General features: G+C 66.7%; 24 protein-coding genes. 12 read left to right on the forward strand and 12 right to left on the reverse strand.

The window, feature by feature from the left end; all coding sequences use genetic code 11:
- Positions 1 to 89 precede the first annotated feature (89 nt).
- Positions 90 to 698, reverse strand: coding sequence for a cysteine hydrolase family protein (locus tag ACIP1U_RS06975; protein ID WP_400313144.1), 609 nt, complete (start codon positions 696 to 698; stop codon positions 90 to 92).
- Between the two features lie 170 nt (positions 699 to 868).
- Here ACIP1U_RS06975 and ACIP1U_RS06980 point away from each other — a divergent pair, with 170 nt between their 5' ends.
- Together ACIP1U_RS06980 and ACIP1U_RS06985 are read left to right on the forward strand one after the other, a co-directional pair.
- Positions 869 to 1,843 carry a GlxA family transcriptional regulator gene (locus ACIP1U_RS06980; RefSeq protein WP_400313147.1) on the forward strand — a complete coding sequence of 325 codons (975 nt, stop codon included), beginning with the start codon at positions 869 to 871 and terminating at the stop codon, positions 1,841 to 1,843.
- Positions 1,844 to 1,849: 6 nt separating this feature from the next.
- On the forward strand, positions 1,850 to 2,194 hold the full coding sequence (locus ACIP1U_RS06985) for a hypothetical protein (protein WP_400313151.1): 345 nt from the start codon (positions 1,850 to 1,852) through the stop codon (positions 2,192 to 2,194).
- Between the two features lie 20 nt (positions 2,195 to 2,214).
- Here ACIP1U_RS06985 and ACIP1U_RS06990 read toward each other — a convergent pair whose 3' ends face one another.
- The 6 genes from ACIP1U_RS06990 to catA form a co-directional block, all read right to left on the reverse strand.
- On the reverse strand, positions 2,215 to 2,595 hold the full coding sequence (locus tag ACIP1U_RS06990; protein WP_400313154.1) for a hypothetical protein: 381 nt from the start codon (positions 2,593 to 2,595) through the stop codon (positions 2,215 to 2,217).
- A gap of 368 nt (positions 2,596 to 2,963) precedes the next feature.
- Positions 2,964 to 3,749, reverse strand: a complete 786-nt coding sequence (locus ACIP1U_RS06995; protein ID WP_400313155.1) for a 1,6-dihydroxycyclohexa-2,4-diene-1-carboxylate dehydrogenase — start codon at positions 3,747 to 3,749, stop codon at positions 2,964 to 2,966.
- 17 nt (positions 3,750 to 3,766) lie between these two features.
- Positions 3,767 to 4,786: a benzoate 1,2-dioxygenase electron transfer component BenC gene (benC, locus tag ACIP1U_RS07000; protein WP_400313157.1), complete on the reverse strand. Its 1,020-nt coding sequence runs from the start codon at positions 4,784 to 4,786 to the stop codon at positions 3,767 to 3,769.
- 21 nt (positions 4,787 to 4,807) lie between these two features.
- Positions 4,808 to 5,347 (reverse strand): benzoate 1,2-dioxygenase small subunit, encoded by a 540-nt coding sequence (benB, locus tag ACIP1U_RS07005; RefSeq protein WP_400313161.1) that lies wholly within the window; start codon positions 5,345 to 5,347, stop codon positions 4,808 to 4,810.
- On the reverse strand, positions 5,344 to 6,795 hold the full coding sequence (gene benA / locus ACIP1U_RS07010) for a benzoate 1,2-dioxygenase large subunit (RefSeq protein WP_400313164.1): 1,452 nt from the start codon (positions 6,793 to 6,795) through the stop codon (positions 5,344 to 5,346). The genes benB and benA overlap by 4 nt, the downstream gene beginning before the upstream one ends.
- Positions 6,796 to 6,902: 107 nt before the next feature.
- Positions 6,903 to 7,826, reverse strand: a complete 924-nt coding sequence (gene catA / locus ACIP1U_RS07015; RefSeq protein ID WP_400313166.1) for a catechol 1,2-dioxygenase — start codon at positions 7,824 to 7,826, stop codon at positions 6,903 to 6,905.
- A gap of 146 nt (positions 7,827 to 7,972) precedes the next feature.
- Between catA and ACIP1U_RS07020 the strand changes: the two genes are divergently transcribed.
- From ACIP1U_RS07020 to pcaD, 4 genes are all read left to right on the forward strand, one after another.
- The gene (locus tag ACIP1U_RS07020) at positions 7,973 to 8,890 is read left to right on the forward strand and encodes a LysR family transcriptional regulator (protein WP_400313168.1); all 918 of its coding nucleotides are present in this window, start codon (positions 7,973 to 7,975) and stop codon (positions 8,888 to 8,890) included.
- Between the two features lie 113 nt (positions 8,891 to 9,003).
- Positions 9,004 to 10,149 (forward strand): muconate/chloromuconate family cycloisomerase, encoded by a 1,146-nt coding sequence (locus ACIP1U_RS07025; protein WP_400313170.1) that lies wholly within the window; start codon positions 9,004 to 9,006, stop codon positions 10,147 to 10,149.
- Positions 10,150 to 10,601: 452 nt separating this feature from the next.
- Positions 10,602 to 10,880 (forward strand): muconolactone Delta-isomerase, encoded by a 279-nt coding sequence (gene catC, locus ACIP1U_RS07030; RefSeq protein ID WP_400313172.1) that lies wholly within the window; start codon positions 10,602 to 10,604, stop codon positions 10,878 to 10,880.
- Positions 10,881 to 10,894: 14 nt separating this feature from the next.
- Positions 10,895 to 11,677 carry a 3-oxoadipate enol-lactonase gene (pcaD, locus tag ACIP1U_RS07035; protein ID WP_400313175.1) on the forward strand — a complete coding sequence of 261 codons (783 nt, stop codon included), beginning with the start codon at positions 10,895 to 10,897 and terminating at the stop codon, positions 11,675 to 11,677.
- A 31-nt stretch (positions 11,678 to 11,708) separates the two neighbouring features.
- On the opposite strand, the gene ACIP1U_RS07040 is transcribed toward pcaD, so the two are convergent.
- On the reverse strand, positions 11,709 to 13,091 hold the full coding sequence (locus tag ACIP1U_RS07040) for a PLP-dependent aminotransferase family protein (protein WP_400313177.1): 1,383 nt from the start codon (positions 13,089 to 13,091) through the stop codon (positions 11,709 to 11,711).
- Positions 13,092 to 13,258: 167 nt separating this feature from the next.
- Between ACIP1U_RS07040 and cyoA the strand changes: the two genes are divergently transcribed.
- From cyoA to ACIP1U_RS07070, 6 genes are read left to right on the forward strand one after another with little or no spacing between them, the layout of a single operon-like run.
- Complete coding sequence (cyoA, locus tag ACIP1U_RS07045; RefSeq protein ID WP_400313180.1) at positions 13,259 to 14,284, forward strand: ubiquinol oxidase subunit II; 1,026 nt, start codon at positions 13,259 to 13,261, stop codon at positions 14,282 to 14,284.
- 1 nt (position 14,285) lies between these two features.
- A complete protein-coding gene (cyoB, locus tag ACIP1U_RS07050; RefSeq protein ID WP_400313183.1) occupies positions 14,286 to 16,262 on the forward strand; it encodes a cytochrome o ubiquinol oxidase subunit I in 1,977 nt (658 codons plus the stop codon).
- A gap of 3 nt (positions 16,263 to 16,265) precedes the next feature.
- Positions 16,266 to 16,910: a cytochrome o ubiquinol oxidase subunit III gene (gene cyoC, locus ACIP1U_RS07055; RefSeq protein ID WP_400313185.1), complete on the forward strand. Its 645-nt coding sequence runs from the start codon at positions 16,266 to 16,268 to the stop codon at positions 16,908 to 16,910.
- Positions 16,907 to 17,281 carry a cytochrome o ubiquinol oxidase subunit IV gene (gene cyoD, locus ACIP1U_RS07060; RefSeq protein ID WP_400313187.1) on the forward strand — a complete coding sequence of 125 codons (375 nt, stop codon included), beginning with the start codon at positions 16,907 to 16,909 and terminating at the stop codon, positions 17,279 to 17,281. Before cyoC ends, cyoD begins: the two co-directional genes overlap by 4 nt.
- Before the next feature lie 27 nt (positions 17,282 to 17,308).
- A complete protein-coding gene (locus ACIP1U_RS07065) occupies positions 17,309 to 19,021 on the forward strand; it encodes a nitrite/sulfite reductase (protein WP_400313190.1) in 1,713 nt (570 codons plus the stop codon).
- A 29-nt stretch (positions 19,022 to 19,050) separates the two neighbouring features.
- Positions 19,051 to 19,296, forward strand: coding sequence for a hypothetical protein (locus ACIP1U_RS07070; protein ID WP_400313191.1), 246 nt, complete (start codon positions 19,051 to 19,053; stop codon positions 19,294 to 19,296).
- 247 nt (positions 19,297 to 19,543) lie between these two features.
- Here ACIP1U_RS07070 and ACIP1U_RS07075 read toward each other — a convergent pair whose 3' ends face one another.
- From ACIP1U_RS07075 to ACIP1U_RS07090, 4 genes are all read right to left on the reverse strand, one after another.
- Positions 19,544 to 21,046, reverse strand: a complete 1,503-nt coding sequence (locus ACIP1U_RS07075; RefSeq protein WP_400313193.1) for a tripartite tricarboxylate transporter permease — start codon at positions 21,044 to 21,046, stop codon at positions 19,544 to 19,546.
- Between the two features lie 10 nt (positions 21,047 to 21,056).
- The gene (locus ACIP1U_RS07080; protein ID WP_400313196.1) at positions 21,057 to 21,563 is read right to left on the reverse strand and encodes a tripartite tricarboxylate transporter TctB family protein; all 507 of its coding nucleotides are present in this window, start codon (positions 21,561 to 21,563) and stop codon (positions 21,057 to 21,059) included.
- A 71-nt stretch (positions 21,564 to 21,634) separates the two neighbouring features.
- Positions 21,635 to 22,636, reverse strand: coding sequence for a Bug family tripartite tricarboxylate transporter substrate binding protein (locus ACIP1U_RS07085; RefSeq protein WP_400313199.1), 1,002 nt, complete (start codon positions 22,634 to 22,636; stop codon positions 21,635 to 21,637).
- Between the two features lie 124 nt (positions 22,637 to 22,760).
- Positions 22,761 to 25,844: an FAD-binding and (Fe-S)-binding domain-containing protein gene (locus ACIP1U_RS07090; RefSeq protein WP_400313820.1), complete on the reverse strand. Its 3,084-nt coding sequence runs from the start codon at positions 25,842 to 25,844 to the stop codon at positions 22,761 to 22,763.
- Positions 25,845 to 25,955 lie beyond the last annotated feature (111 nt).

Raw genomic sequence — 25,955 nt, forward strand, 5'->3', positions numbered from 1 at the left:
CGGCGACGGCCCTGGTGCGCGACTGGGTGACAACGACGCTCCCGGAGGCGGATCGCCCCTGACTGCGGGCGATCGCGCGCCGCTGTCCATCAGACCACCGGCAGCTTCAGCACCTGCTCCGTGGTCAGCACATCGCCGAAGGTATCTTCGATACTCGCCAGCGCAGCCTGGTGCAGGTCACGATGCCGCACCACGCCGCCGGGCCGGTCCAGGTCGCGCGTCGCGCACGCGTCTTCCGCCACGATCACGCCATAGCCGAGCGGCACCGCATCGCGCGCGGCGCCAGCGACGCAGGCATGCGTCATCAGCCCGGTGATGACCAGCGTCTTGATGCCGGCGGCCTTGAGGCGCTGGTCGAGGTCAGTGGTGGGGAACACGCTCACCGAAGTCTTCTGCACCACCGTGTGGTGGTCCGCCGGGCTCAGGTCCTGATGGAAAGCCGCGCTGGCGCCCTGCTCCGCAAAGACGGGGCTGCCCGCCGGCGCCAGGTGCTGGATGTGGAAGACAGGAATGCCGGCGGCGTCAGCATGCGCCACCAGGCGCCGGGCATTGCCGAGCGCGGCCGCTCCATCCGGAATCGGCAGCTTGCCGTCGAAATACTCGTTCTGAAAATCGATCACCAGCAGCGCCGTGCTGGCGGCTGCGATCGCGGTGGGGGCGCTGGCACCGGCCAGGGTGCGGATCGTCGGGTGTGTCATCGTTGTCCTCGTCGTGATGGAAAGGAGAGCGCGCTTGCCTGGCGGGACAGCCGCCGCGGCCTCATCGCTGCATGAAGTTTCCAACGACCGCCGCCGCCCCGAAAGCGTCCCGATGGACAACATCCGATAGAATCGGGCCAACTTCAGACGCCCCTGCTTGCGAGGAAGCGATGCACACCGTCGCCGTGATTGCCTTTGAAGGCATCAGCCCGTTCCACCTGTCCGTGCCTTGCATCGTGTTCGGCGACGATCTCGCCATGCTGGGCGTGCCGCGCTACCAGTTGCTGATCTGCGGCGAGCAGACCGGCCTGATCCGGACCATGTCGGGCTTCCGCATCGAGGTCGAGCACGACCTTTCCGCACTGGAACAAGCCGATACCGTGATCATGCCGGCCTGGCGCGACCCGGCCGAACGGCCGTCGCCGGCCTTGCTGGCGGCACTGCAGGCCGCCAGCGCGCGCGGCGCGCGCATTGCCGGGCTATGCCTGGGCACCTTTGTGGTCGCCGAGGCCGGACTGCTCGACGGCCGGCCGGCGGCCACCCACTGGGTCTGGGCCGATGACTTCGCCGCGCGCTATCCCAGGGTCCGGCTCGATCGCCGTTCGCTCTATATCGACGATGGCAGCATCCTCACGTCGGCCGGCACCGCCGCCGCGCTGGACTGCTGCCTGCACCTGGTGCGCCGCGACCATGGCGCGGAAGTGGCGAACCGCGTGGCCCGCCGCATGGTGGTGGCGCCGCATCGGCATGGCGGGCAGGCGCAGTACATCGAGCAGCCGCTGCCGCAGACAGCCGGTGCGGACAAGCTGAGCACCACGCTCGACTGGGCCATCGAGCACCTGGAACAGCCGCTGACGCTGGACCTGCTGGCCGCCAAGGCCGGCATGAGCCGGCGCAATTTCACGCGGCGCTTCAAGGCCAAGACCGGCTCCACGGTGACGCAGTGGGTGCTGAACCACCGGCTCACCGCGGCGCAGCGGCTGCTGGAGACCACCAGCAAGAGCGTCGACGTGATTGCCGGCCTGGCCGGGTTCGGCTCGGCGGTTTCGTTGCGCCAGCACTTTGCCCAGACCTTTGCCGTTTCGCCCTCCGCCTACCGCAAGCAGTTCGGCACCACGGCGCCGTCAGGCCGTGCCGCTGCATAAGTCGTCATGAACCGCTTTTTCCGCTTCCGCTTTATGCACTGCTGCATCGGCGCCGTTGCCCTTGCACTCGCCGGCGCCGCCCATGCCGCCACCGATATCGACTGCGACCCGTCAACTGCGCCTGCGGCCCGCGTGCCATCGCAGCGGCTGATCTGCGAGTCGGCGCTGTTTTCGATGGGCTACCAGCGCATCCATGCCGACCAGCAGCGTCAGCTGAAGGCCGGCACGATCACCGAGGCCGAGGTTGCCGCGTTCCGCAGGAAGCGGGATAGCTGCGAGACAGCGGCGTGCCTCGATGCCGTGTTCCGGGAATGGCGGACGTTCGCGGCGCAAGCCGGCGGCAAGCGCTGAATGCGACGACTGGTGCCTGCTCAGAAATTCGTCTCGATCGCCACTTTTGCCCCATCCGGCACGTGGTTCGGAATGACGCGGTGTGCAAGGATCGCGTAGTCCCGGGCAGCCGCCACCGAGGCGGGATTCACCAGCCGCTTCGGGCCTCCCAGCCAGGCAAAATGATCCTTGCCGTCATCACTGCTGAACCAGGCGAAGTCGCCGATGCGGTCCAGGCCGCGTTTCACAAGCTTGAGCAGCGCCAGGGCCTCTTCCGAGACACCCAGGTGCCGTCCCGTGTCATGGATCACCGTGGCCAGGTTGCGGAGCTTGCTGGGCGAGGTGCCGTCACCGTTTGCCTGGTCAGGCACCAGTTCGACAACCAGGATTCCCTTGTGCGCGGTGATGCGTGCTTGATGCATGGCGTCTCCCAACGAATGTGTCCCTGCCGGCCACACGCGCTTGACAAGCAAGTTTGCTGCCAGACGTTGCCGGATGTGCAGCGTACAGGCCTCGCATGACATTTCTAAGCGGGTTGGGTGGCGCAGGAATCGAACAGCGTGGGGGCGCTGATGGTGCGACGGAATGGGTGCGGTGTTGGTACCGCCCCCGCACTTTCAGCAAAGCGTTGGGCTGCAGGCAACTTTGCCTGCAGGGTCGGTAGGAACCGGAATCAGGCGACCTGGTAGCGCCGGATCACCTCAGGATCGGGATCGATACCCAGCCCCGGCCCATCCGGCACCCGGATCATCCCGTCCCGCGGCAGCACCGCATCGCCCGGCTGGCGAGCTCAGCCCTGGTCCCCGCCGCCGACCGGCAAGACCGTACCGGTGATGTAGGATGCCTCGTCCGATGCCAGGAACAGGATCGCATGCACCTGTTCGTCGATCGTGCCGTAGCGGTGCATCAGGCTGCTCTCGCGGGTCTGGTCGACGATGGCCTGGTACCAGCCCGCCTCCTGCTCGCCCTGCGCTTCGGTGTTGCGTGGAATCCTGCGCGGCGGCGCCTCGGTCCCACCGGTGGCGATGGCGTTGACGCGGATGCCTTCGTGCGCGTGTTCGAAGGCAATGCTGGCGGTCAGCGCATTGACGCCGCCCTTGGCCGCCGCATAGGGCACGCGGTGGATGCTGCGCGTGGCGATCGACGACACGTTGACGATCACGCCCTGACGGCGTTCGACCATGCCGGGCAGCACGGCGCGGCAGCACCACAGCGTGGGGAACAGCGAGCGCCGGATTTCGGCCTCGATCTGGTCCTCTTCATAGAACTGGAAGGGCTTGGCCCAGATCGTGCCGCCTACGTTGTTGACGAGGACGTCAACACGGCCGAAGGCGGCTTCGGCGGCCTGCGCCATCTGCGTGGCGCCGGCATAGGTTTCCAGGTCGGCGTGCACGGCAATGGCTTTGCCGCCGGCGCCAACAATCTCGGCGGCGACTTCGTCGACCAGCGTCGAGCGGTCGACCAGCGCCACCGACGCGCCCTCGGCGGCGGCGGCCAGCGCCACGCCACGGCCGATGCCCTGCGCGGCGCCGGTGACGATCACCACCTTGCCGGCGAATCGTGCGGAGCTTCTCATGTTGTCGCTCTCCCTCTTCACGCCGCGTTGCTGGCCGAGAACTTCTCGTAGTAGAAGCCCGCGGGCGTGATGCCGCTCTGCTGCAGCCAGCCGCGCACCGCTTCCACCATCGCCACGGGGCCGCACAGGTAGATATCGACGTCGCCACCATTGAGCCATTCGGGCTCGACGTGCGCGGTGACATAGCCCTTGCGCGCGTGGCCGCTGGCGGGGTCGGCGACGCAGGTGCGGTATTCGAAGCCGGTCACGGCGGCCTGGGCGGCGTCAATGCGAGGCAGGCCCACGAGGTCGATATCGTTCGTGACGCCGTAGACCATGCGCACCGGATGCGCGCAATCGCCGGTGGCCATCACGTCGAGCATCGACAGGAACGGTGCAATGCCGGTACCGCCCGCGAGGAACAGCACCGGACGCGTCACGGGGCGCAGGTAAAAGCTGCCATACGGGCCGGAGAACGCCACGCGCTCGCCCGACTTTGCCTCGCTGGTCAGCCACGTGCTCATCCTTCCGTCCGGCACGTTGCGCACCACAAAACCGGTGCGCGCGCTGCCTGGCGCGGAGCTGAAGGAATACGAGCGCGTCTGGCCGGTGCCCGGGATTTCGACATTGACATACTGCCCCGGCAGGAAGTCCACGCCGGCGGCATCGTCCAGGTCGATGGCGAAGCTGATGGTCGAATCGGACAGCGACTCCAGTTCGGCCAGCGTCCCCTGGTAGGTGGTGACACCGGTCTTGCACGCCGCCGACGACGCCGGCACGCGGATCACGCAGTCCGAACGCGGGCGCGTCTGGCAGGCCAGCACGTATCCCTGCGCCGCTTCCTCGGCGGTCAGCGCATCCTCGATATAGCTCGACTCGGGCAGGTCATAGTTTCCCGACTCGCACAGCCCGCGGCAGGTGCCGCAGGCGCCGTCGCGGCAGTCCAGCGGGATATTGATCTGCTGCCGGTAGGCGGCGTCGGACAGGGTCTCGTTCTCGCCGCAGGTGATAAAGCGCGTGACGCCGTCCTCGAATTGCAGGGCGATGGTGTGTTCCATGGCGCGGTCCTCCAGCCTGGATCAGATGTGATAGATGTCGATGACCTGGTTGATGTAGTCGTTCTTGAGCACGACATACTTGTCCAGGATGCGAGGCTGCTCGCCGGAGAGGTCGAGCCGGTAGCGCGACATGCCGAAGTAGCTGTACGTGGTCTGGTAGCGATGGCTGAGCGTGTGCCAGTTGAAGCGCACGGTGCAGGTGTCGCCGTCCACGTCCAGCAGCTCGACGTTGCTCAGGTTGTGGCTGGTGCGCGTGTCCGGCATGGTGGCGCTGGAGCGCTCGGTCTTGATGCGGAACACGCGGTCCTCCAGCCCCTGGCGGCTCGGGTAATAGATCAGTGAGATCTCGCGCTGCGGGTCGGTGATCAGCTTGCCGTCGTCGTCCCAGCACGGCATCCAGAACTTCACGTCGGGGTGGTAGCACTCGACCCACTCGTCCCACGCTTCGTCGTCGAGCAGGCGCGCCTCGCGGTACAGGAAGGCCTGGATGGCGGCCAGCTCGACCGGCTTGTCGAGGTCGGTGTCGGGCGCGATGTCGGGCGTGATGTCGGCGGTGCTCATGCTGCGCTCCCTTCGGTGCCGCTGGTTCCTGCATTTTTTGCTTCATTCGCGGCTTCGGCAGACTGCCCGGCCATGGCCTTCTTCATGACATCGAGCCAGTAGCGGTGCTGCACCGTGTACAAACCCTCGTCCTCGGTGCGCACGCCGCTCATCAACGGCTTCAGCCCGATCCGTTGCGCGGCTTCGTCCGGGCCGTCGATCCAGTGCTTCGCGCCCCGGCACATGTCGTTCCAGGCAAGCGCCAGGCCGGCGTAGCCCTGCTGGCAGGCGCGGAATTCTTCCAGGTCGTCCGGCGTGGCCATGCCGCTCACGTTGAAGAAGTCCTCGTACTGGCGGATGCGGCGCGCGCGCGCCTCATCGGATTCGCCCTTCGGTGCGATGCAGTAGATCGTGACCTCGGTCTTGTCGACGGCCAGCGGGCGCAGCAGGCGGATCTGCGAGCCGAACTGGTCCATCAGGTAGACGTTGGGGTACAGGCACAGGTTGCGCGAGTTCTGGATCATCCAGTCGGCGGTCTCTTCGCCGCAGCGCCCGGCGAATTCGTCGCGGCGGCTGAAATTGGGACGGTCCTCGGGATTGGCCCACTTCGTCCACAGCAGCATGTGGCCATGCTCGAAGGCGTAGAAGCCGCCGCCCTGCTGCCCCCACTTGCCCGCGTCCATGGCGCGGATCTGGTCGCCCTGCGCGTTCTTCTGCTTGCGGTGGCTGGTTGTCGCGGCGTAGTTCCAGTGCACCGCCGAGACGTGGTAGCCGTCGGCGCCGTTCTCGGCCTGCAGCTTCCAGTTGCCCTCGAAGGTGTAGGTGGAGGAGCCGCGCAGCACCTCCAGCCCGTCGGCGGACTGGTCGACGATCATGTCGATGATGCGCGCCGCCTCGCCCAGGAACGATTGCAGCGGCGGCACGTCGGCGTTCAGGCTGCCGAACAGGAAGCCGCGGTAGTTCTCGAAGCGCGCCACCTTCTTCAGGTCGTGCGAGCCTTCCTTGTTGAAGCAGTCGGGGTAGCCCGCGTTCTCGGGATCCTTCACCTTCAGCAGCTTGCCGCTGTTGTTGAAAGTCCAGCCGTGGAACGGGCAGGTGTAGGTGGCCTTGTTGCCGCGCTTGTGGCGGCACAGCATCGCGCCGCGGTGGCTGCACGCATTGATGAAGGCGTTCAGCTCGCCCTGGCGGTTGCGGGCGATCACCACCGGCTGGCGGCCGATGTGGGTGGTGTAGTAGTCGTTGTTGTTCGGGATCTGGCTTTCATGCGCCAGGTAGATCCAGTTGCCCTCGAAGATATGCTTCATCTCGAGTTCGAACAGGTCTTCGTCGGTAAAGGCCGCGCGATGCAGGCGGTAGTCGCCACTGGCCTTGTCTTCCACCAGGAAGTCGTCGAGCTCGAGGCGCCTGGCGTGAGGCTGCGTGGCATCGGGGCGAACGGGGGCCGTCCCCGCCGGATAGATCGGGATCATGGGAGTTGTCTCCTGCTGGTCTTGTTGCCGGGGCGGCGCGGCGGATTAGCGCTGCCGCCCGGGGCTGGATCTGCCGGCCCGCGAGCGCGGGCGGCCTTGCAGAAACTTCAGGCGGCGGCGCGCAGGCGCTCCACCTCGGCGGGCGGCGCGCCTTCCTTCTCGGGCAGCAGCCGGAAGTCAAAGTCGATCGAGGCGAACGGTTTGTCCACGCCGTGCTTGTCGAGCGCGGCGGCGTCGGTGACGCGGTTCACCGCCGGCACCAGCCCCTCGCGGCTGGCGAAGGCGAAGTCATCCCACAGGTACTCGTCGCCGTCGATGTTGATCTGCGTGGTCAGCTTGCGGTGGTCGTCCGCCGACACGAAGAAGTGGATATGCGCCGGCCGCTGGCCATGGCGTGCCAGCTGGTCCAGCAGGCGCTGGGTCGTGCCTTGCGGCGGGCAGCCGTAGCCGGTCGGCACGTTGCTGCGGAACTGGTAGCGGCCGCTGGCGTCGGTGACGATGGTGCGGCGCAGGTTGAAGTGCGACTGGGTCTTGTCGAAGAACGAGTAGTTGCCCATCAGGTTGGCGTGCCACACCTCGACCTTCGCACCCGGCAGCGGCTTGCCGTCGGCACCGTACACCGTGCCCTGCATGAACAGCACCTCGCCCTTGCCGTCTTCACTGCCGTCGTCGAGGCGGGCAAAGCCGGTGCTTTCCGGCGCGCCGGCCACGTAGAGCGGGCCTTCGATGGTGCGCGGCGTGCCGCCAGCCAGGCCGGCGCGGGCTTCGGCCTCATCGGCGCGGACGTCGAGGAAGCGTTCCAGTCCCAGGCCGGCGGCGAGCAGGCCAAGTTCCTGGCTGGCGCCCGCCTCGGCGAAGTACTCGATGCCCTTCCAGACTTCGCTGGCGCTCAGGTCGAGGTCTTCGATCGCCTTGAACAGGTCCGCGGTCAGGCGGACCACCACTTGCTGCACGCGCGGGTCGGGCGTGCCTTGCGTGCCCGTGGCGACGATAAAGCTGTTGACCAGGGCGTCGATTTCCGAATGAGTCATGAGGGTCTCCATATTTTTGCGTGGTTCCCGGTCGATGCCTTACAGGTATCAAGCTTGTATTCCGGGCACGGATGGAGCATAGTCAACGCCTGTTTTTGCAGTCCAACACTGATTTAGTATCCGCTTGATACCCTGGAGGTATAGTCGTGGAATTGCGGCACCTGCGTTACTTCGTGGCCGTGGCAGAGGAACGCAACTTCACCCGGGCGGCCGAGCGGCTGCATATCGCCCAGCCCCCGCTGTCGCGCCAGATCCAGCAGCTGGAGGATGACCTGGGCGTGCAATTGTTCGAGCGCCACTCGCGCCCGCTCAAGCTGACCGACACCGGGCGCTACTTCTACACCCACGCGCTGCAACTGCTGGCCCAGACCGCAGAGTTGCAGGCGATGACCAAGCGGGTTGGCAAGATCGAGCACAAGATGTCGGTCGGTTTTGTCGGCTCCACGCTGTACGGCATGCTGCCGCGCATCATCCGGCGCTTCCGCCAGATGCATGCCGACCTGGAACTGAGCCTGCACGAGATGTCGACCATGGACCAGATCAAGGCCCTCAAGGAGGGCCGCATCGACGTGGGTTTCGGACGCATCCGGCATGAGGACCCCTCGGTCCGGCGCGTGGTATTGCGCGAGGAGCGCATGATCGTGGCGCTGCCGGTCGGCCACCCGCTGGCGGCGGCCAAACCCCAGCTCGCGCTGCACGACCTGGTGGGAGAGCCGCTCATCATCTTCCCCAAGGCGCCGCGTCCGAGCTTTGCCGACCAGGTGCTGGCCGCCTTCCACGACCGCGCGCTGAAGCCGAGCCGGCTGCACGAGGTGCGCGAGCTGCAGATCGCGCTCGGGCTGGTGGCGATGGGCGAAGGCATCTCGGTGGTGCCCAGCAGCGTCTATGGGCTGAAGCGGGACGACGTGACCTACAAGGAACTGGATGATCCCAAGCTGGTGTCGCCCATCATCATGAGCACCCGAATGATGGACGAGTCGGCCGACCTGCACTCGCTGCGCGACATGATCTACCAGCTCTACGAAGAAGAAGGCATGGCTTACCTGCCCCCGCAGAAGGAATAAGGCGCGGGCTGCAGTTCATACTTCTGAGGTATGAAATCAGACGCCAACGGTCTTGGACAGCGGAAAAATAGCCCTCCATACTCCGATGCAACATCCAACTGCATCAGGAAGGTATGAAAGTGGCGACACAATCCAGCCCCACGGCCATCGAGTCGATCGAGGCCATCCTGGTCGACCTGCCGACCATCCGCCCGCACCAGCTCGCCATGGCGACCATGCAGCGGCAGACCCTCGTGATCGTCCGCCTGCGCTGCGCCGATGGCGTGGAAGGCATCGGCGAGGCCACCACCATCGGCGGCTTGTCCTACGGCGATGAAAGCCCCGAGGGCATCAAGCTGACCCTCGACACTTACCTGGCACCGGCGTTGCTGGGGCAGGACGCCACCAACGTGCATGCCGCCATGGCGCGGCTGAACAAGGTGGCGCGCGGCAACCGCTTCGCCAAGTCGGCGCTGGAGACCGCGCTGCTCGACGCGCAGGGCAAGCGCCTGGGCGTGCCGCTGTCGACGCTGCTGGGCGGCGCCGTGCGCGATACGCTGCCGGTGCTGTGGACGCTGGCCAGCGGCGATACCGCGCGCGACATCGACGAGGCCGAGCGCCTGCTGGCCGAGCGCCGCCACGACACCTTCAAGCTCAAGATCGGCCGGCGCAGCGTGCGCGAGGACGTGGCCCATGTGTCCGCGATCAAGCGCGCGCTGGGAGACCGTGCCCGCGTCACCGTCGACGTCAACCAGGCCTGGAACGAAGCGGATGCCGCCACCGGCATCGCCATGCTCGAAGCCGCCGGCATCGACCTGATCGAGCAGCCCACGCCGCGCGAGCAGCGCACCGCGCTGGCCCGGCTGGCGGCGCGTTTCGTCGTGCCCATCATGGCCGACGAAGCCGTGTGCGGCCCCGAGGACGCGATGGAACTGGCCCGCCTCGGCGCCGCCGACGTGTTCGCGCTGAAGATCGCCAAGTCCGGCGGCATCTTCGGCATGCTGCGCACCGCCGCGGTCGGCGATGCGGCCGGCATCGCGCTGTATGGCGGCACCATGCTGGAAGGCAGCGTCGGCACCATCGCCGCCGCCCACGGCTTCGCCACGCTGCCGCAACTGGCCTGGGGCACCGAGCTGTTCGGCCCGCTGCTGCTCAAGGACGATATCGTGCTGGAGCGGCCGGTGTACCGCGACTTTGCGCTGCACCTGCCGCAAGGGCCCGGGCTGGGGATCGCGCTCGACGAAGACAAGCTGGCGCACTATCGACGCGACAGCGCCTGAATTGTGGTTCATCGCCTGTTTGCTCCCCTCGCCCGCCTGCGGGAGAGGGGCCGGGGGAGAGGGCCCGAGCATCAACGAAGTGCAGCACTTCACTTCGTGGACATCTCTGCCCTCTCCCCAGCCCTCTCCCGCAAGCGGGAGAGGGAGCGCTCCATCACCGTCCCCGCAAATCGGCGACGACCCTGACTGTTCACCATCAGACTAAAACCACTATCGTCGCGACAGCGCCTGAATTGTGGTTCATTGCCTGTTTGCTCCCCTCGCCCGCCTGCGGGAGAGGGGCCGGGGGAGAGGGCTGGAGCATCAACGAAGTGCAGCACTTCACTTCGTGGACATCTCTGCCCTCTCCCCAGCCCTCTCCCGCAAGCGGGAGTGGGAACGCTCCATCACCGTCCCCGCAAATCGGCGACGACCCTGACTATTCACCATCAGACTAAAACGAGGAGAACCCGATGCTGTATCTGGTACGAATGGACGTAAACCTGCCGCACGACATGCCCGCCGCGCAGGCCGAAGACATCAAGGCGCGCGAAAAGGCCTATGCGCAGGACCTGCAGCGCCAGGGCAAATGGCTGCACCTCTACCGCGTGGTCGGCGAGTATGCCAACTACAGCGTGTTCGACGTCGAGTCGAACGAGGCACTGCACAACCTGCTGTCGGCCCTGCCGCTGTTCCCGTACATGAAGATCGCCGTCACGCCGCTGGCGCCGCATCCCTCTTCGATCCGCTGAGCGAGGCCCGCGCCATGAGCATTGCCACCCGTGACGGGCTTCGCCTGCACTACGAACTCCAGGGCCCGGCCGGCGCGCCGGTGCTGGTCATGTCCAACTCGCTCGGCACCAACCTGTCGATGTGGGATCCGCAGATGCCGGCGCTGCTGGAGCGCTTCCGCGTGCTGCGCTACGACACGCGCGGCCATGGCGCCTCTGGCGTGCCGGCCGCGCCGTTCGGCATGGCCGAGCTGGGCGCCGACGTGCTGGCGGTGATGGACCACGCCGGCGTCGGGCGCGCGCACTTCTGCGGCCTGTCGATGGGCGGCATGACCGGCGTCTGGCTGGCGCGTCATCACCCCGGGCGCTTCGGCCGCTTCGTGCTGGCCAATACCGCGGCGCTGATCGGCCCGCCTTCCGGCTGGAACACGCGCATCGAGCGCGTGCAGGCCGAAGGCATGGCAGCCATCGCCGAGGGCGTGCTGGCCCGCTGGTTCACCCCCGCGGCGCTCGCCGGCGATCCGGCACGCCTGGCGCCAGTGCTCTCGATGCTCGCCTCGACCGATGCCGACGGCTATATCGCCAACTGTGCCGCGGTGCGCGATGCCGACCTGCGCGGCCTGCTGGCCGGCATTGACGCGCGCGTGCTGGTGATCGCCGGCGTCCAGGATGCCGCCACCACGCCGGAACAAGGACGCGAGCTGGCCAATGGCATTGCCAACGCCGATTATCTCGCGCTCAATGCGGCGCATCTGTCGAACTGGGAATTGCCGGCGGCGTTTTCTGACGCGGTGATCAACTTCGTTTTACACGCCTGATGTCGGCGCTGCCTGCGCGAAGCCAGGCGGTTCATACCACCATCCCCACCTCCGACGTTGGCCGGCGCTCCAGCAGCGCCGCCAGCTTCCTCAGCGCCAGCGACAGCTGCTCGTGGCTGTCCACGCCGCCCAGCGAGATGCGAATGGCATTGGGCGCATCGGGCCCGTCCCAGAACGCGTCGGAAGGCGTGACCCGCAGGTCTTCCGCCAGCGCGGCCCGGGTCAGCTGCTGCGCCGACCATTGCGCGGGCAAGCGGTGCCATACATGGATGGCGCTGGGCGGCAGTTGCCCGATCCCGCTCAGCCACCGGCTTGCCAGTGCGCACCGCGCCAGCGCTTCGGTGCGGATGCCGTCGAGCAGTTGCCTGGCCGAGCCGTCATGGATCCATTGCGTGGCCAGGGCCGCGGTCATCGGCGCCGCCATCAGCGCGAAGGCGCGCAGCGATGCCAGCAGGTCATTGCCCCCTCTTTCCTCCGGCAGCAGGACATACGCGGTACGCAGGCCCGGACTGAGCGCCTTGGACAGCGTCGCGACGTAGTAGGTGCGCTCGGGCGCAAAGCTGGCGAGCGGAGGCGGCGCTGACGGTGTCAGCAGCCAGTACGGATCGTCCTCCAGCAAGGCGATATCGCATCGATGCGCGGCCCTGGCGATCTCTGCCCGGCGCGAGGCCGGCATGGTGTGCGTGGTCGGATTCTGCGCGGTCGGGTTGAGGTAGGCCAGCGTGGCCCCCTCGGCGCGGGCCGCGGCGAGCGCGTCGGGCAGCATCCCGTCCGCGTCGCACGGTGCGATCACCACGCGCCGGCCCAGTTGCGCCGCGGCGGCGCGGATGCCCGGGTAGGCCAGCGGTTCGGTCGCAATCGCCTCGCCGGGCCGGGTCCGGCTCAGGATCACGGCGGCCAGCGCGGCCTGGGCGCCGGGGCACACCACCAGCCGCGCGGTGTCGACCTGGCCGAAGATCGGCGCCAGCCAGAGCGCCCCGGCCGAACGGTCCGAGGCGCTGCCGCCGCCAAGCTGGTAGGTCATCAGCAGGTGCGGGTCGCTGCGCAGCAGGACCTGGCTCAGGCCGCGCCGCAGCAGGTCCTGGAAATCCACGCCCGCTGGCGGCGGCGGCACGTTCATGCTCATGTCGACCACCCGCGCGAGTTCCGCGCGCGGCGCGGCAATGAAAGTGCCGAGCGCTCCCCGGGCCTCGATCAGCTGGCGCCGCCGGGCCTCGTTATAGGCGCGGGTCACGGTGGTCAGGTCAACGCCAAGGGCCCTGGCAAGCCCGCGCTGCGGCGGCACGCGGTCACCGGCCACGAGGCTGCCATCGCGAATCGCCTCCTCGATGAAATCAACGATCTGCAGGTAGCGCGCACCGCCGCCCGCAGTGATCCGAAGATCCCATTTCTCCAGGATTTCGCTGCCTTGCATGGATTCTTTGCCCAAAATCTTCCTCGATGTATGGGTTTTGTCTTCAGCTAGCATGCCAGACATCACCGGAGGAATCCATACAAACCACGCCCGCGCGAGGCTGACGCAGCCCTTGAATCGGAGTGCGTGACGGATGCTTTCGGTGATCCGTCACCAAGGTATCCGACATGCTAAAAACAACCGCCGGGCCGGCAGACAGCGATCGACAAGGTCCTCAAGTCCCGCGCCAAGCCCCCCGACCAGCCACATTCACCCGCCCCTCCCCAGGCCCGCAGGTCCGCCTGCCGACCTTGCTGCTGGCCGCCTCCCTGAGCGCCCTGCTCAGCGGCTGCAACCTCGAACTGCTCAATCCCAAGGGCAGCATCGGCGAACAGGAAAAATCGCTGATCCTGATTGCGCTGTTCGTCATGCTGATGGTCGTCATCCCGGTGATCTTCCTGACGCTGTGGTTTGCCTGGCGCTACCGCGAAAGCAACACGCGCGCGACCTACGCGCCCAAGTGGTCGCACTCGACCAAGATCGAGATCGTGGTGTGGGGCATTCCGTGCGTGATCGTGGCCTGCCTGGCCGTGCTGATCTGGGACTCGACGCACAAGCTCGACCCCTATCGGCCGCTTGAATCCGAGGTCAAGCCGCTGCAGGTCGACGTCATCGCGCTGAACTGGAAATGGCTGTTCATCTATCCCGAATACGGCGTCGCGTCGGTGAACCAGCTCGCCATTCCGGTCGGCACACCAGTCAACTTCCGGCTGACCGCGGAATCGATGATGAATGCCTTCTTCATTCCGCAGCTTGGCAGCATGGTCTACACCATGGCGGGCATGCAGACCCGCCTGCACCTGATCGCCGACACGCCAGGCGTCTATCTCGGCCAGTCCGCGGCCTACAGCGGCGCGGGCTTCTCGGACATGCATTTCAAGACCCTGGCGACTTCGCGCGAGGACTTTGATGCGTGGATCAGCAAGGCGCGGGCGTCGGCGCAGGCGCTTGGCCCGGACACCTACCGCGCGCTGGAGCAGCCCAGCACCAAGGATCCCGTCACGCACTACGCATCGGTGACGCCGAAGCTGTTCGACCAGGTGGTCGACAAGTACATGCTGGCCAACGGCGCGATCTGCCGCGCGAACACCCCCGAATCTCTGCAGGCCTTCCAACGCGTCCCGTCGGCGCTCCCCGGCCGCCTGGAACAATGACATGCTAGGAAAACTCAACCTCGAGGCGATCCCCTACCACGAGCCGATCATCATGGTGACGCTGGCCGTGGTGCTGGTGCTGGGCGCCGCGCTGCTCGGCGCCATCACCAGATACGGCAAGTGGAAATACCTGTGGACCGAATGGATCTGCTCGGTCGACCACAAGAAGGTCGGCGTGATGTACATCATCCTGGCCCTGGTCATGCTGCTGCGCGGCTTCGCCGACGCGATCCTGATGCGCACGCAGCAGGCCGTCGCCTATGGCGATGCCGCCGGCTACCTGCCGCCGCACCACTATGACCAGATCTTCACCGCCCACGGCGTGATCATGATCTTCTACGTGGCCACGCCGCTGGTGGTGGGCCTGATGAACGTGATCGTGCCGCTGCAGATCGGCGCGCGCGACGTGGCCTTCCCGTTCGTCAACTCGCTGAGCTTCTGGCTGTCGGCCATGGGCGCGGTGCTGGTGATGCTGTCGATGTTCGTCGGCGACTTCGCCGCGACCGGCTGGGTGGCCTACCCGCCGTTGTCGGAGCTGGGCTACAGCCCGACCGTCGGCGTGGACTATTACATCTGGTCATTGCAGATATCCGGGCTCGGCACCACGCTGACAGGCATCAACTTCATCGTCACGATCCTGCGCATGCGCGCACCGGGCCTGACCCTGATGAAGATGCCGGTGTTCACCTGGACCGCGCTGATCACCAACATCCTGATCGTCGCCATCTTCCCGGTGCTGACCGCCACGCTGGCCCTGCTCACCGCCGACCGCTACCTCGGCATGCACTTCTTCACCAACGAGCTGGGCGGCAACGCCATGATGTACGTGAACCTGATCTGGATCTGGGGGCACCCCGAGGTCTATGTGCTGATCCTGCCAGCGTTCGGCGCGTTCTCGGAAATCATCGCCACGTTCTCGCGCAAGCCGCTGTTCGGCTACAAGTCGATGGTCTATGCGACCTCGTCGATCGGCGTGCTGTCGTTCTTCGTCTGGCTGCACCACTTCTTCACCATGGGCTCGGGCGCCAACGTCAACGCCTTCTTCGGCATCATGACGTCGATCATCTCGATCCCCACCGGCGTGAAGCTGTTCAACTGGCTGTTCACCATGTACCGGGGCCGGATCCGCTTCCATACCTCGACCATGTGGACCATCGGCTTCATGGTGACGTTCGCGGTTGGCGGCATGACCGGCGTGCTGCTGGCGGTGCCGGGCGCCGACTTCGTGCTGCACAACAGCCTGTTCCTGGTCGCCCACTTCCATAACGTGATCATCGGCGGCGTGCTGTTCGGCTGCCTGGCGGCGATCAGCTTCTGGTTCCCGAAAGTGTTCGGCTTCAAGCTGAACGAGTTCTGGGGCAAGGTGTCGTTCTGGTGCTGGCTGAGCGGCTTCTTCCTGGCCTTCATGCCGCTCTATGTGCTGGGCTTCAAGGGCATGACCCGCCGGATGAACCACTACGCCAACGTCGACTGGCATCCCTACCTGGTGGTGGCGATGATCGGCGCCTTTGTCATCGGCGCCGGCATCCTGGCCATGATCGTGCAACTGGCCGTCAGCATCCGCGACCGCAAGCAGAACCAGGACCTGACCGGCGACCCGTGGGGCGGCCGCAGCCTGGAATGGTCGACGGCATCGCCGGCACCGTTCTACAACTTCGCCAAGGTGCCGCAGATCACTTCGCTGGAACAGCACTGGGACGACAAGGAAGCCGGTCGCGCATGGCGCGAGCCGGCCCACTACGAGGACATCCACATGCCACGCCCCACCGCGGCCGGCTTCCTCGTGTCCGTGTTCGGGCTGGTGTTCTGCTTCGCGCTGGTCTGGCACATGTGGCTGGTTGCCGTCGCCGGGCTGGTCGGTGCGATCGCGACCTTCGTGCTGCGCAGCTACAACCGCAACGTGGACTACTACGTGCCGGCCGCCGAAGTCGAGCGCATCGAACGCGCCCGTTACGCCCAACTGCAGCAAGCTGCCTGAGCCATGAACCCGACGCTATCCCCTACCCTGCACCACCCGGGCAACGACGCCACACACGCGGCGGCACACGCCGCCGACCACGGCCATCACGATGCCGCCGCCCATACCACGCTGGGCTTCTGGCTCTACCTGATGAGCGACTGCCTGATCTTTGCGGTGCTGTTCGCTACCTTTGGCGTGCTGTCCGACAACACGGCCGGCGGGCCAGGCGGGCGGCAACTGTTCGAGCTGCCGTTCGTGTTCGCCGAAACCATGGTGCTGCTGCTCAGCAGCTACACCTTCGGCCTGGCCATGCTGCGGCAGGACGCGAACGCCGCGCCGCGCATGATCCGCTGGCTGGCGGCCACCTTCGTGCTGGGCGCAGTGTTCGTCGCCATGGAGGTCTACGAGTTCGCGCACCTGCTGCACCAGGGCGCCGGCCCGGGCGTAAGCGCCTACCTGTCCGCCTTCTTCACGCTGGTCGGCACCCACGGCCTGCACGTCACCGCGGGCCTTTGCTGGCTGGCCGTGATGATCCACCAGATCCGGCGTTTCGGCCTCGATGACATCGTGCGCCGCCGGCTGGCGTGCCTGAGCCTGTTCTGGCACTTCCTGGACCTGGTCTGGATCTGCGTCTTTACCTTCGTCTACCTGCGGGAGTTCGCATGAAGCCGTCCCATCTGCATTCCGTTCATCCGGGCGAACACGCCCACGGCAGCGTGCGCAGTTACACCATCGGCCTGCTGCTGTCGGTCGCGCTTACCGTGGCTTCGTTTGCCACGGTGATGACCGGCGCGCTGCAAAGCCAGGCCGCGATCGCGCTGGTCGTGGGCCTCTGCGTCGCGCAGCTGCTGGTGCAGCTGGTGTATTTCCTGCACCTGGGCACCGGTCCCGGCCAGCGCGGCAATACCGCCATCTTCGCCTGTACCGGCTTCCTGATCGTCATCGTCGTCGCCGGCTCGCTGTGGGTGATGCGCAACGCCGACCTCAACATGATGCCGACCGACATGTCCATCGAACGGGCACGGGCAAAAGACTAGCGCCGCGGGCGCGAGGAGACCTTCACCATGTATGTCTATGACGAGATCGACCAGAGGCTGGTCGACGAACGGGTCGTGCAGTTCACCGACCAGACCCGCCGCTTCCTGGACGGCGAACTCGACGAGGAAGAGTTCCGCGTGCTGCGGCTGCAGAATGGCCTGTACATCCAGCGCCATGCCCCCATGTTGCGCGTGGCCATCCCCTACGGCATGCTGGCGTCAAGGCAGCTGCGCAAGCTGGCCGAGATCGCGCGCCGCTGGGACCGTGGCTACGGGCACTTCAGCACGCGGCAGAACCTGCAGTACAACTGGCCGCGCCTGGAAGACGCGCCTGCCATCCTCGCGGAACTCGCGACCGTGCAGATGCACGCCATCCAGACCAGCGGCAACTGCATCCGCAACACTACCACCGACCACTTTGCCGGCATCGCGCCGGACGAACTGGTGAACCCGCTGGTGTGGTGCGAGATCGTTCGCCAATGGTCGATGCTGCACCCCGAGTTCGCCTACCTGCCGCGCAAGTTCAAGATCGCGATCAGTGGCGCCACCACCGACCGGGCGGCGGTCGGCGTCCACGACATCGGGCTGCAGGCGGTTGAGGAAGACGGCCAGGTCGGCTTTCGCGTGTGGGTCGGCGGCGGCATGGGGCGCACGCCCATGGTCGGCAAGCTGATCAACCCCTTCGTGGCCTGGCAGGACCTGCTGACCTACCTGCAGGCCACGCTGCGCGTCTACAACCTGCACGGCAGGCGCGACAACAAGTACAAGGCGCGCATCAAGATCCTGGTGAAGGACCTCACCCCCGAGGTATTCCGCGAACAGGTCGCGGAGCAGTGGCAGCGCATCCGCGGTGGTCCGGATACCGTCACCGAAGACTTTGTCGCGTCAGTGGCGGCGCGCTTCACGGTGCCGCCTTATGACCCCGCCGCGGCGCACGACGCCGATGAGAGCGGCGAACTGGCCCGGACCGACCGCGCGTTCCGGCTCTGGCTGCGCAGCAACGTCCATTCGCACCGCGTTCCGGGCTACGCCGCGGTGACCGCATCGCTCAAGGCAACCGGCCCCGCACCGGGCGACATTACCGCTGACCAGATGGACCTGATGGCCGACCTCGCCGAACGCCACGGCTTTGGCGAGCTGCGTGTCTCGCACGAACAGAACCTGATCCTGGCCGACGTGCGGCGCAGCGGGCTGCCCGCGCTGTGGCGCGCACTGGATGCGGCAGGCCTCGCCACGCCCAACGTCGGCAGGATCACCAACATCATCGCCTGCCCGGGCGGCGACTTCTGCTCGCTCGCCAATGCGGTATCGATTCCGCTGGCGCAGGCGATCCAGGAGCGGTTCGAGGACCTCGACCACGTGCACGACATCGGCGAGCTCGACCTGAACATCTCGGGCTGCATCAATTCCTGCGGCCACCACCATGTCGGCCATATCGGCATCCTCGGCGTCGACAAGGCCGGGGAGGCCTGGTACCAGGTCACCATCGGCGGCCGGCAGAACGGCGCGGACAGCCAGAACGGCCACGCCGGCGGCGGGGCCGCGATCGGCCGCATCATCGGCCCGTCGTTCGCGCAGGAGCAGGTGCCGGACGTGGTTGAGCGATTGATCGGCACCTACCTCGCGCACCGCGACAGCGAAGCCGAGCGCTTCGTCGACGTGGTCGCGCGGATCGGGCTCGAACCGTTCCAGGCGGCTGTGTACCCGGACGGAAACAAGCGCGGCGCGGCGGCCCGCTAGCCATCATGGGTCCACGTTGAGGATGACCGATGTTTGCCCCATTCATGCCATGTACCTGCGCCAGCCCCGACGACCTGTGGTCCGCCATCGCCGGCCTCTCCGCCGCGCAACTGCATACGATCATCGATTGCGCAAGTGCCTCGCCTGAGCCGACAGCCGACCTCGATGCCTTCAGGCGGCGCATCCTCGGCATCTTCGGCAATGTCGCAGGCTTCGCATCGGCACCGCCGCCGGAATCGGTTCTCCGGGAAATGTGGGAAAAATACCGGGCCTGAAGGAATGGTCCATCGCCGAACGGCGGAACGCTCGGGCACGGAGTGCGTCGATGCGCTCGCACACGCTATCGCTGGTGTGCCTGTTGCGCTTATTTCCCTGCCTGTTTGCTCCCGCTCGCGGGAGAGGGAGCGCACAATCAGCACGTTTGTGCCACCGCAGTATCCAAAGCGCAATGCAGCACCGTCCCCGCAAATCGCGAAGACGAAAGAAAACCGCGCGTCACGGCGATGCGCGGACTCCCCGAACTCAGGCAATGCCCTTTGCCCGTGCCCTGGAACGCAGGTCGCTCACCAGCGGCCACACCAGCACGAAAATCGCCAGGCCCATGATCGTGCCGACCAGCCCGTTCGACCAGAACACATCCAGCGCCCCCGACGACACCAGCATGGTCTGCCGGAAGGCATCTTCCGCACGGTCGCCCAGCACCAGCGCCAGCACCATCGGCGCCAGCGGATAGTCCAGCTTCTTCAGCACATAGCCGATCACGCCGAAGATCAGCATCAGCCAGACGTCGAACAGCGCGCCGTTCACCGTGTAGGCGCCGATCGCGCAGATCACGAGAATCAGCGGGGCGATGATCGAGAACGGGATGCGCAGGATCGCGGCAAAAAGCGGCACGGTCGACAGCACCACGATCAGGCCGACGATATTGCCCAGGTACATGCTGGCGATCAGACCCCAGACGAAGGGCCCCTGTTCGGCGAACAGCAGCGGCCCCGGCTGCAGGCCCCAGATCATCAGGCCCCCCAGCAGCACCGCCGCCGTGGCCGAACCCGGGATGCCGAGCGCCAGCATCGGCAGCAGCGCGCTGGTGCCGGCTGCGTGCGCGGCGGTTTCCGGAGCCACCACGCCTTCGACGTTGCCCTTGCCGAACGAGTCCGGGTCCCTGGCCATGCGCTTGGCGACGCCGTAGCCCATGAACGAGGCCGCGGTGGCACCGCCCGGCGTGATGCCGAGCCAGCAGCCGATCACGGATGAACGGATCACGGTCATCCAGTAGCGCGGCAGCTCGGCCCAGGTCTTCAGGACCACCTTCAGGTCGATCCGCGCCTGCTTGCCGCGGAACGCCACGCCCTCCTCCATCGTCATCAGGATCTCGCTGATGCCGAACAGCCCGATCACGGCAACCAGGAAGTCAAAGCCGCGCAGCAGCTCGTGCGAGCCGAAAGTCATGCGCAGCGTGCCCGATACCGTGTCCATGCCGACCGCCGCCAGGATAAAGCCAAGGCACATCGCGATCAGGATCTTCGGCTTGGACTCCTTGCCCATGCCGACGAAACTGCAGAACGTCAGCAAGTACACCGCGAAGAACTCCGGCGGCCCGAAGCGCAGCGCGAACTTCGCCACCATCGGCGCCAGGAAGGTGATCAGCAGCACCCCGGCCAGCGCGCCCAGGCAGGAGCCGGTGAAGGCGGAGGTCAGCGCCTTGCCGGCCTCGCCCCGCTGGGCCATCGGATAGCCGTCGAAGGTCGTCGCCACCGACCAGGCCTCGCCCGGGATATTGAACAGGATCGAGGTGATCGCGCCGCCGAACAAGGCGCCCCAGTAGATGCAGGACAGCATGATGATGGCGGAGACCGGATCCATCGAAAACGTCAGCGGCAGCAGGATCGCCACGCCGTTCGGGCCGCCCAGTCCAGGCAGCACGCCGACCACGATACCGAGCAGGATGCCGGCGAACATCAGGCCGACGTTCTGCCACGACAGGGCGACCGCGAAGCCGCCCATCAATGCGTTCATTTCTTCCATCGCCGCCTCCTCAGTAGCCCAGCGCAGCTTCCAGCGGCCCCTTGGGCAGCGGCACGCGGAACTGGAGCTCGAAGATCCAGAACAGCATCAGGTTGATGCCGACGCCGATCAGCAGCGCCCTGGGCCAGCCCGACTTGCCTACCCACACCATAAAGCCGACGATAAAGATCGTCGACGCCACGTAGATGCCCAGGATGCCGATCAGGCCGACATACACTGTCAGCGGCAGCACGATCACGCTGACCTGCCGCAGTTGCTGCCAGGTCGCGAAGACCGCCTTGCCGTCGCTGCGCAGCGCCTGCATCGCCACCAGCGCGCTGCAGGCCAGCACGATGAAGCCGACGCGCATCGGGAAGTAGCCGGCTTCGGGACCGTCCGGCGCCCAGCCCGCGCCAATACTGTAGTTGCTCCAGATCACGACGAGCGCGCCCGCCAGCAGGCATAGCGCGACCGTCAGCTCCACTGCCTTGACCGAGAGCCCGGCGCCAGCCGGCTCTCCTCCATGATGTGAATCCATCTCTGCCCCTTGATATCCTTCAGCCACCGCTCCGGCGCAGGCGCCGGAGCCTTGCGAATCCAGCGCGTTCTTCAGCGCGCCGCGACGAAACCGGCTTCCTTGATGATGTCGCGGTGCGCGGCCTCGTCCTTCGCCAGGAAGTCAGTGAGCGCCCTGGCGGTCAGGAACTCGTTCTTGAGCGCGTTCTTTTCCAGGTATTCCTTCCACTCCGGCGTGGCCACGATCTTCTGCATCAGGTCGACGTAGTACTTCTGCTGCTCGGGCGTGACGCCGCCGGGCAGCATGAAGACACGCAGCATCTGGTATTGCACGTCGAGGCCCTGCTCCTTGCAGGTCGGCACATCGTTCCAGCTCTGGGCCTGCGTGACCTTGGTCTTGTAGGCCATCCGCTCCGGCGCGAACACGCACAGCGCCTTGTGCTCGCCGGCGCGCCATTGCCCGACCGATTCCGACGGATTGTTGACGTTGGCGTCGATGTGCTGGCCCGACAACTGCGTGGCCGCTTCGCCGCCGCCCTTGTACGGCACGTAGATGAACTTCACGCCCGTCTTCTTCTGGACCAGCGAGGTGATGATCTGGTCTTCGCGCTTGGAGCTGGTGCCGCCGACCTTGACCTTGCCCGCGTTCGCCTTCGCGCCGTCGACAAACTCCGGCACCGACTTGTATGGCCCGGCGGCATTGGTCCACAGCACGAATTCGTCCTGGGCAACCATGGCCACCGGCGTCAGGTCGCGCCAGCTGAACGGCAGGTGGCTGACCATCGGCACGGTATAGAGCGCCGACGACGCGACCAGCAGCTTGTGGGGATTGCCTTGCGATGCCTTGGTATCCATCAGGCCCTCGGCCCCGCTGGCGCCGGCCTTGTTCAGCACGATGACCGGCTGGCTCATCAGCTTGTGCCTGGCGATGATGCCCTGGATGGCGCGCGCCATCTGGTCAGACGCGCCACCCGCGCTGAACGGCACGACGATCTCGACCGGCTTTGCCGGCTCCCAGGCCCATGCGTTGGCGCCGAGGCAGGCGGTGGCGCAGGCCACGGCCGTGAGAGTGCTCCTGACGATCTTGCGTTGCATTGCTTGTCTCCTTGGCTTGGTACTCAGATCCGCTTTGGTTGCGGCTTGATTTCGTTATCCTGGGCCGGCGCCACGCCGTCGATACGCCGTCGATACGCCGCCGATGCTCCGGCCCTCGCCCACGTCATTGGGCAGGCTGTCTCGATTCGCCTCGGCCATCGGGTCCGCCTGCCAGCGCCATCTCCAGCACGCGCGCCACGTGGAGCGCCTGCGCATCGGCGCCGTCCAGGATCTGGTGCCGGCAGCTGGTGCCGTCGGCGACCACAATGGCATCGGCGCTGCGCTTGCGCACCGCGGGCAGCAGCGACAGCTCCGCCATGGCCTTCGATGCCTCGAAGTGCTCGGCCTCGTAGCCGAAGCTGCCGGCCATGCCGCAGCACGACGACTCCACCGGCGCAACCTTCAGCCCGGGGATCCAGGAGAGCACGGTCTGCACCGGCGTGAAGGCATCGAAGGCCTTCTGGTGGCAGTGTCCGTGCACCACCGCTTCCGAGGCCTGCAGGGACTGCAACGGCAATTCCAGCCGGCCCGCGCGCTGCTCGCGCACCAGGAACTCCTCGAGCAGGAATGACAGGCTGGCAAGCTGCCGGGCCTCATCGCCATAGCCGTAGCCGAGGAATTCGTCGCGCAGCGACAGCAGGCAGGACGGCTCCAGCCCCACCACCGGCACGCCACGCGCCACATAGGGACGGAATGCGTCCAGCATGCGCCGGGCCTCTTCCTTCGCCTGGTCGACCAGTCCGGCGGCGAGGAAGGTCCGGCCGCAGCACAGCGGGCGTTCGCCCGCGCGGGTGTTGAAATGCACGGTATAGCCCGCCGCTTCCAGCACCGCGCGCGCGGCGCGGGCGTTCTCGGGCTCCATGTAGTTGCTGAACGTGTCGACGAACAGCAGCACCTCGCGGGTGCCTGCGGACTTGCCAGCGGGCTTGCCAGTTTCCATGCCCGCAGTCAGGAAGGGCTTGCGGAAACGGGGCAGCGACCGTTGCGGGGCAAACCCCAGCGCGCGCTTAATCCAGCCCGAAATCCAGCCCGAGACAACCGGGATGCTGTCCGCCAGTGCCAGCAGGCCCGACACCCGGCTCGCCACCGGCGCATAGCGCGGCATGTACGCCACCATGCGTTCGCGCAGGCTGGTGCCATGCCGCCTGGCCCACGCATGGCGTGCTTCGATCTTCAGCCGGGCCATGTCGACGCCGGTCGGGCAGTCCCGCTTGCAGCCCTTGCACGACACGCACAGGTCCAGTACTTCCTTCACTTCGGGGCTGGCCAGCCCTTCGCTGCCGAACTGGCCGGACACCGCCAGCCGCAGCGTATTGGCGCGGCCGCGCGTGACATGCTGCTCGTCCTTGGTCACGCGATAGCTCGGGCACATGGTGCCGGCGTCGAACTTGCGGCAGTGGCCGTTGTTGTTGCACATCTCCACTGCCGATGCCAGCCCGTGCGTGGCCGTGTCGGCGCCGGTGCCGGGCGCGGTCTCCTCGCCGGTCATCGGGTCGCGGCGCACGTTCCAGGCCGACCAGTCGAGCGCGGGCGTCAGCGGCAGCGCCGCGTAGCCGGGTGCGAAGCGGAAATTCTCGCGCGCATCCATCCTGGGCGGCCGCACGATCTTGTCGGGATTGAAGCGGTTGTCCGGATCGAAGAGCGCCTTGATCTCGCTGAACGCGGCATGGATGCGCGGGCCATACTGCCATGCCACCCATTCGCCCCGGCACAGCCCGTCGCCGTGCTCGCCGGAATAGGCGCCCTTGTACTCGCGCACCAGTTCGGCCGCTTCCTCGGCGATCTCGCGCATGCGCACCGCGCCGTCGCGGCGCATGTCGAGAATCGGGCGCACATGCAGCGTGCCGACACTGGCGTGCGCATACCAGGTGCCCTCGGTCTCGTGCTTGTGGAAGACCTCGGTCAGCCGGCGCGTGTATTCGGCCAGGTGCTCCAGCGGGACGGCGCAGTCCTCGATAAACGACACCGGCTTGCCATCGCCCTTCATGCTCATCATGATGTTGAGCCCGGCCTTGCGCACGTCCCACAGCGCCTTCTGCGCCTTCTCCTCGGGCATCTTCACCACCGAACCCGGCAGTCCCAGGTCGCCCATCAGTTCGGCAAGCTGGTCCAGCTGCGCCAGCAGCGCCTGGCGGTCTTCGCCGGCGAACTCGACCAGCAGGATGGCCTGCGGGTCGCCGGTCAGCGCACGCTCGACAACCGGGCGGAAGGCCGGGTTTTCCATCGACAGGTCGATCATGGTCCGGTCGACCAGTTCCACCGCGACCGGGCGCAGGCTGACGATATGCTGCGTCATGTCCATGGCCTGGTAGAACGTGGGGAAATTCACCACGCCCAGCACCTTGTGCGCCGGCAGCGGCGACAGCTTCAGCGTGACCTGCCTGCTGTAGGCCAGCGTCCCCTCGGACCCCACCAGGATGTGCGCCAGGTTGGCGTGGCCATCGTCGGTATAGGCCATCGGGTTCTGGCAGTCGAACAGGTCGATGTTGTAGCCGGCCACCCGGCGCAGCACCTTCGGCATGCGCTCGGCGATCTCGCCGCGTTCGCGCGTGGCGATGCGCTCCAGCCCGCGCAGGATGCCTTCGGCGCGCCCCGTCGCCACCGGATTGGCCAGCGAGCCGAAATGGCATTCGCTGCCGTCGGCCAACACGGCATCGATGGCCAGCACGTTATGCACCATGTTGCCGTAGGCAATCGAGCGCGACCCGCACGAGTTGTTGCCGGTCATGCCGCCGATGGTGCATTGCGCGCCGGTCGACACGTCCACCGGGAACCAGAGCCCGTGCGGCTTGAGCCAGGCATTGAGATGGTCGAGCACGATGCCGGGCTCCACCGTCACCGTGCCCGCCGCCGCGTCGAACGCCACCACGTTGTTGAGCCACTTGCTGTTGTCGATCACCAGCGCTTCGCCCACGGTCTGCCCGCACTGGCTGGTCCCCGCGCCGCGCGCCAGCACCGGCACCCCCTGGTCACGGGCAATGTCGAGCGCGCGCAGCAGGTCGGCCTGGTCGCGCGGCACGACCACGCCGATCGGCATGATCTGGTAGATCGACGCATCGGTGGCATAGCGCCCGCGCCCGGCGCGGTCGAACAGCACGTCGCCGCGCAGTTCCTTGCGCAGCAGCGCGGACAGCGGCGACACCGCGCGATACTGCGACGGCACCAGGTGGATCGGCTTGACCAGCGTGGAGGAAGTAAAGGTATTCATGGCAATCAGCCGGCGTGGGTTCAGCTGGACGAACATCGGTGGATGCCTGCGGCTATCCGCAGGCAACAGGCGCCCCTGCCGATCACCCGACGTGATGGCATGGGCATGTGA

Origin of the sequence: Cupriavidus sp. NPDC089707 (assembly GCF_044748965.1) — a bacterium.
Taxonomy (GTDB): domain Bacteria; phylum Pseudomonadota; class Gammaproteobacteria; order Burkholderiales; family Burkholderiaceae; genus Cupriavidus.

Coding starts and splice junctions, on each gene's coding strand:
- ACIP1U_RS06975 (WP_400313144.1), bottom strand. CDS start 698: ATGACACACCCGACGATCCGCACCCTGGCCGGTGCCAGCGCCCCCACC.
- ACIP1U_RS06980 (WP_400313147.1), top strand. CDS start 869: ATGCACACCGTCGCCGTGATTGCCTTTGAAGGCATCAGCCCGTTCCAC.
- ACIP1U_RS06985 (WP_400313151.1), top strand. CDS start 1,850: ATGAACCGCTTTTTCCGCTTCCGCTTTATGCACTGCTGCATCGGCGCC.
- ACIP1U_RS06990 (WP_400313154.1), bottom strand. CDS start 2,595: ATGCATCAAGCACGCATCACCGCGCACAAGGGAATCCTGGTTGTCGAA.
- ACIP1U_RS06995 (WP_400313155.1), bottom strand. CDS start 3,749: ATGAGAAGCTCCGCACGATTCGCCGGCAAGGTGGTGATCGTCACCGGC.
- benC (WP_400313157.1), bottom strand. CDS start 4,786: ATGGAACACACCATCGCCCTGCAATTCGAGGACGGCGTCACGCGCTTT.
- benB (WP_400313161.1), bottom strand. CDS start 5,347: ATGAGCACCGCCGACATCACGCCCGACATCGCGCCCGACACCGACCTC.
- benA (WP_400313164.1), bottom strand. CDS start 6,795: ATGATCCCGATCTATCCGGCGGGGACGGCCCCCGTTCGCCCCGATGCC.
- catA (WP_400313166.1), bottom strand. CDS start 7,826: ATGACTCATTCGGAAATCGACGCCCTGGTCAACAGCTTTATCGTCGCC.
- ACIP1U_RS07025 (WP_400313170.1), top strand. CDS start 9,004: ATGAAAGTGGCGACACAATCCAGCCCCACGGCCATCGAGTCGATCGAG.
- catC (WP_400313172.1), top strand. CDS start 10,602: ATGCTGTATCTGGTACGAATGGACGTAAACCTGCCGCACGACATGCCC.
- pcaD (WP_400313175.1), top strand. CDS start 10,895: ATGAGCATTGCCACCCGTGACGGGCTTCGCCTGCACTACGAACTCCAG.
- ACIP1U_RS07040 (WP_400313177.1), bottom strand. CDS start 13,091: ATGCAAGGCAGCGAAATCCTGGAGAAATGGGATCTTCGGATCACTGCG.
- cyoA (WP_400313180.1), top strand. CDS start 13,259: ATGCTAAAAACAACCGCCGGGCCGGCAGACAGCGATCGACAAGGTCCT.
- cyoB (WP_400313183.1), top strand. CDS start 14,286: ATGCTAGGAAAACTCAACCTCGAGGCGATCCCCTACCACGAGCCGATC.
- cyoC (WP_400313185.1), top strand. CDS start 16,266: ATGAACCCGACGCTATCCCCTACCCTGCACCACCCGGGCAACGACGCC.
- cyoD (WP_400313187.1), top strand. CDS start 16,907: ATGAAGCCGTCCCATCTGCATTCCGTTCATCCGGGCGAACACGCCCAC.
- ACIP1U_RS07065 (WP_400313190.1), top strand. CDS start 17,309: ATGTATGTCTATGACGAGATCGACCAGAGGCTGGTCGACGAACGGGTC.
- ACIP1U_RS07070 (WP_400313191.1), top strand. CDS start 19,051: ATGTTTGCCCCATTCATGCCATGTACCTGCGCCAGCCCCGACGACCTG.
- ACIP1U_RS07075 (WP_400313193.1), bottom strand. CDS start 21,046: ATGGAAGAAATGAACGCATTGATGGGCGGCTTCGCGGTCGCCCTGTCG.
- ACIP1U_RS07080 (WP_400313196.1), bottom strand. CDS start 21,563: ATGGATTCACATCATGGAGGAGAGCCGGCTGGCGCCGGGCTCTCGGTC.
- ACIP1U_RS07085 (WP_400313199.1), bottom strand. CDS start 22,636: ATGCAACGCAAGATCGTCAGGAGCACTCTCACGGCCGTGGCCTGCGCC.
- ACIP1U_RS07090 (WP_400313820.1), bottom strand. CDS start 25,844: ATGAATACCTTTACTTCCTCCACGCTGGTCAAGCCGATCCACCTGGTG.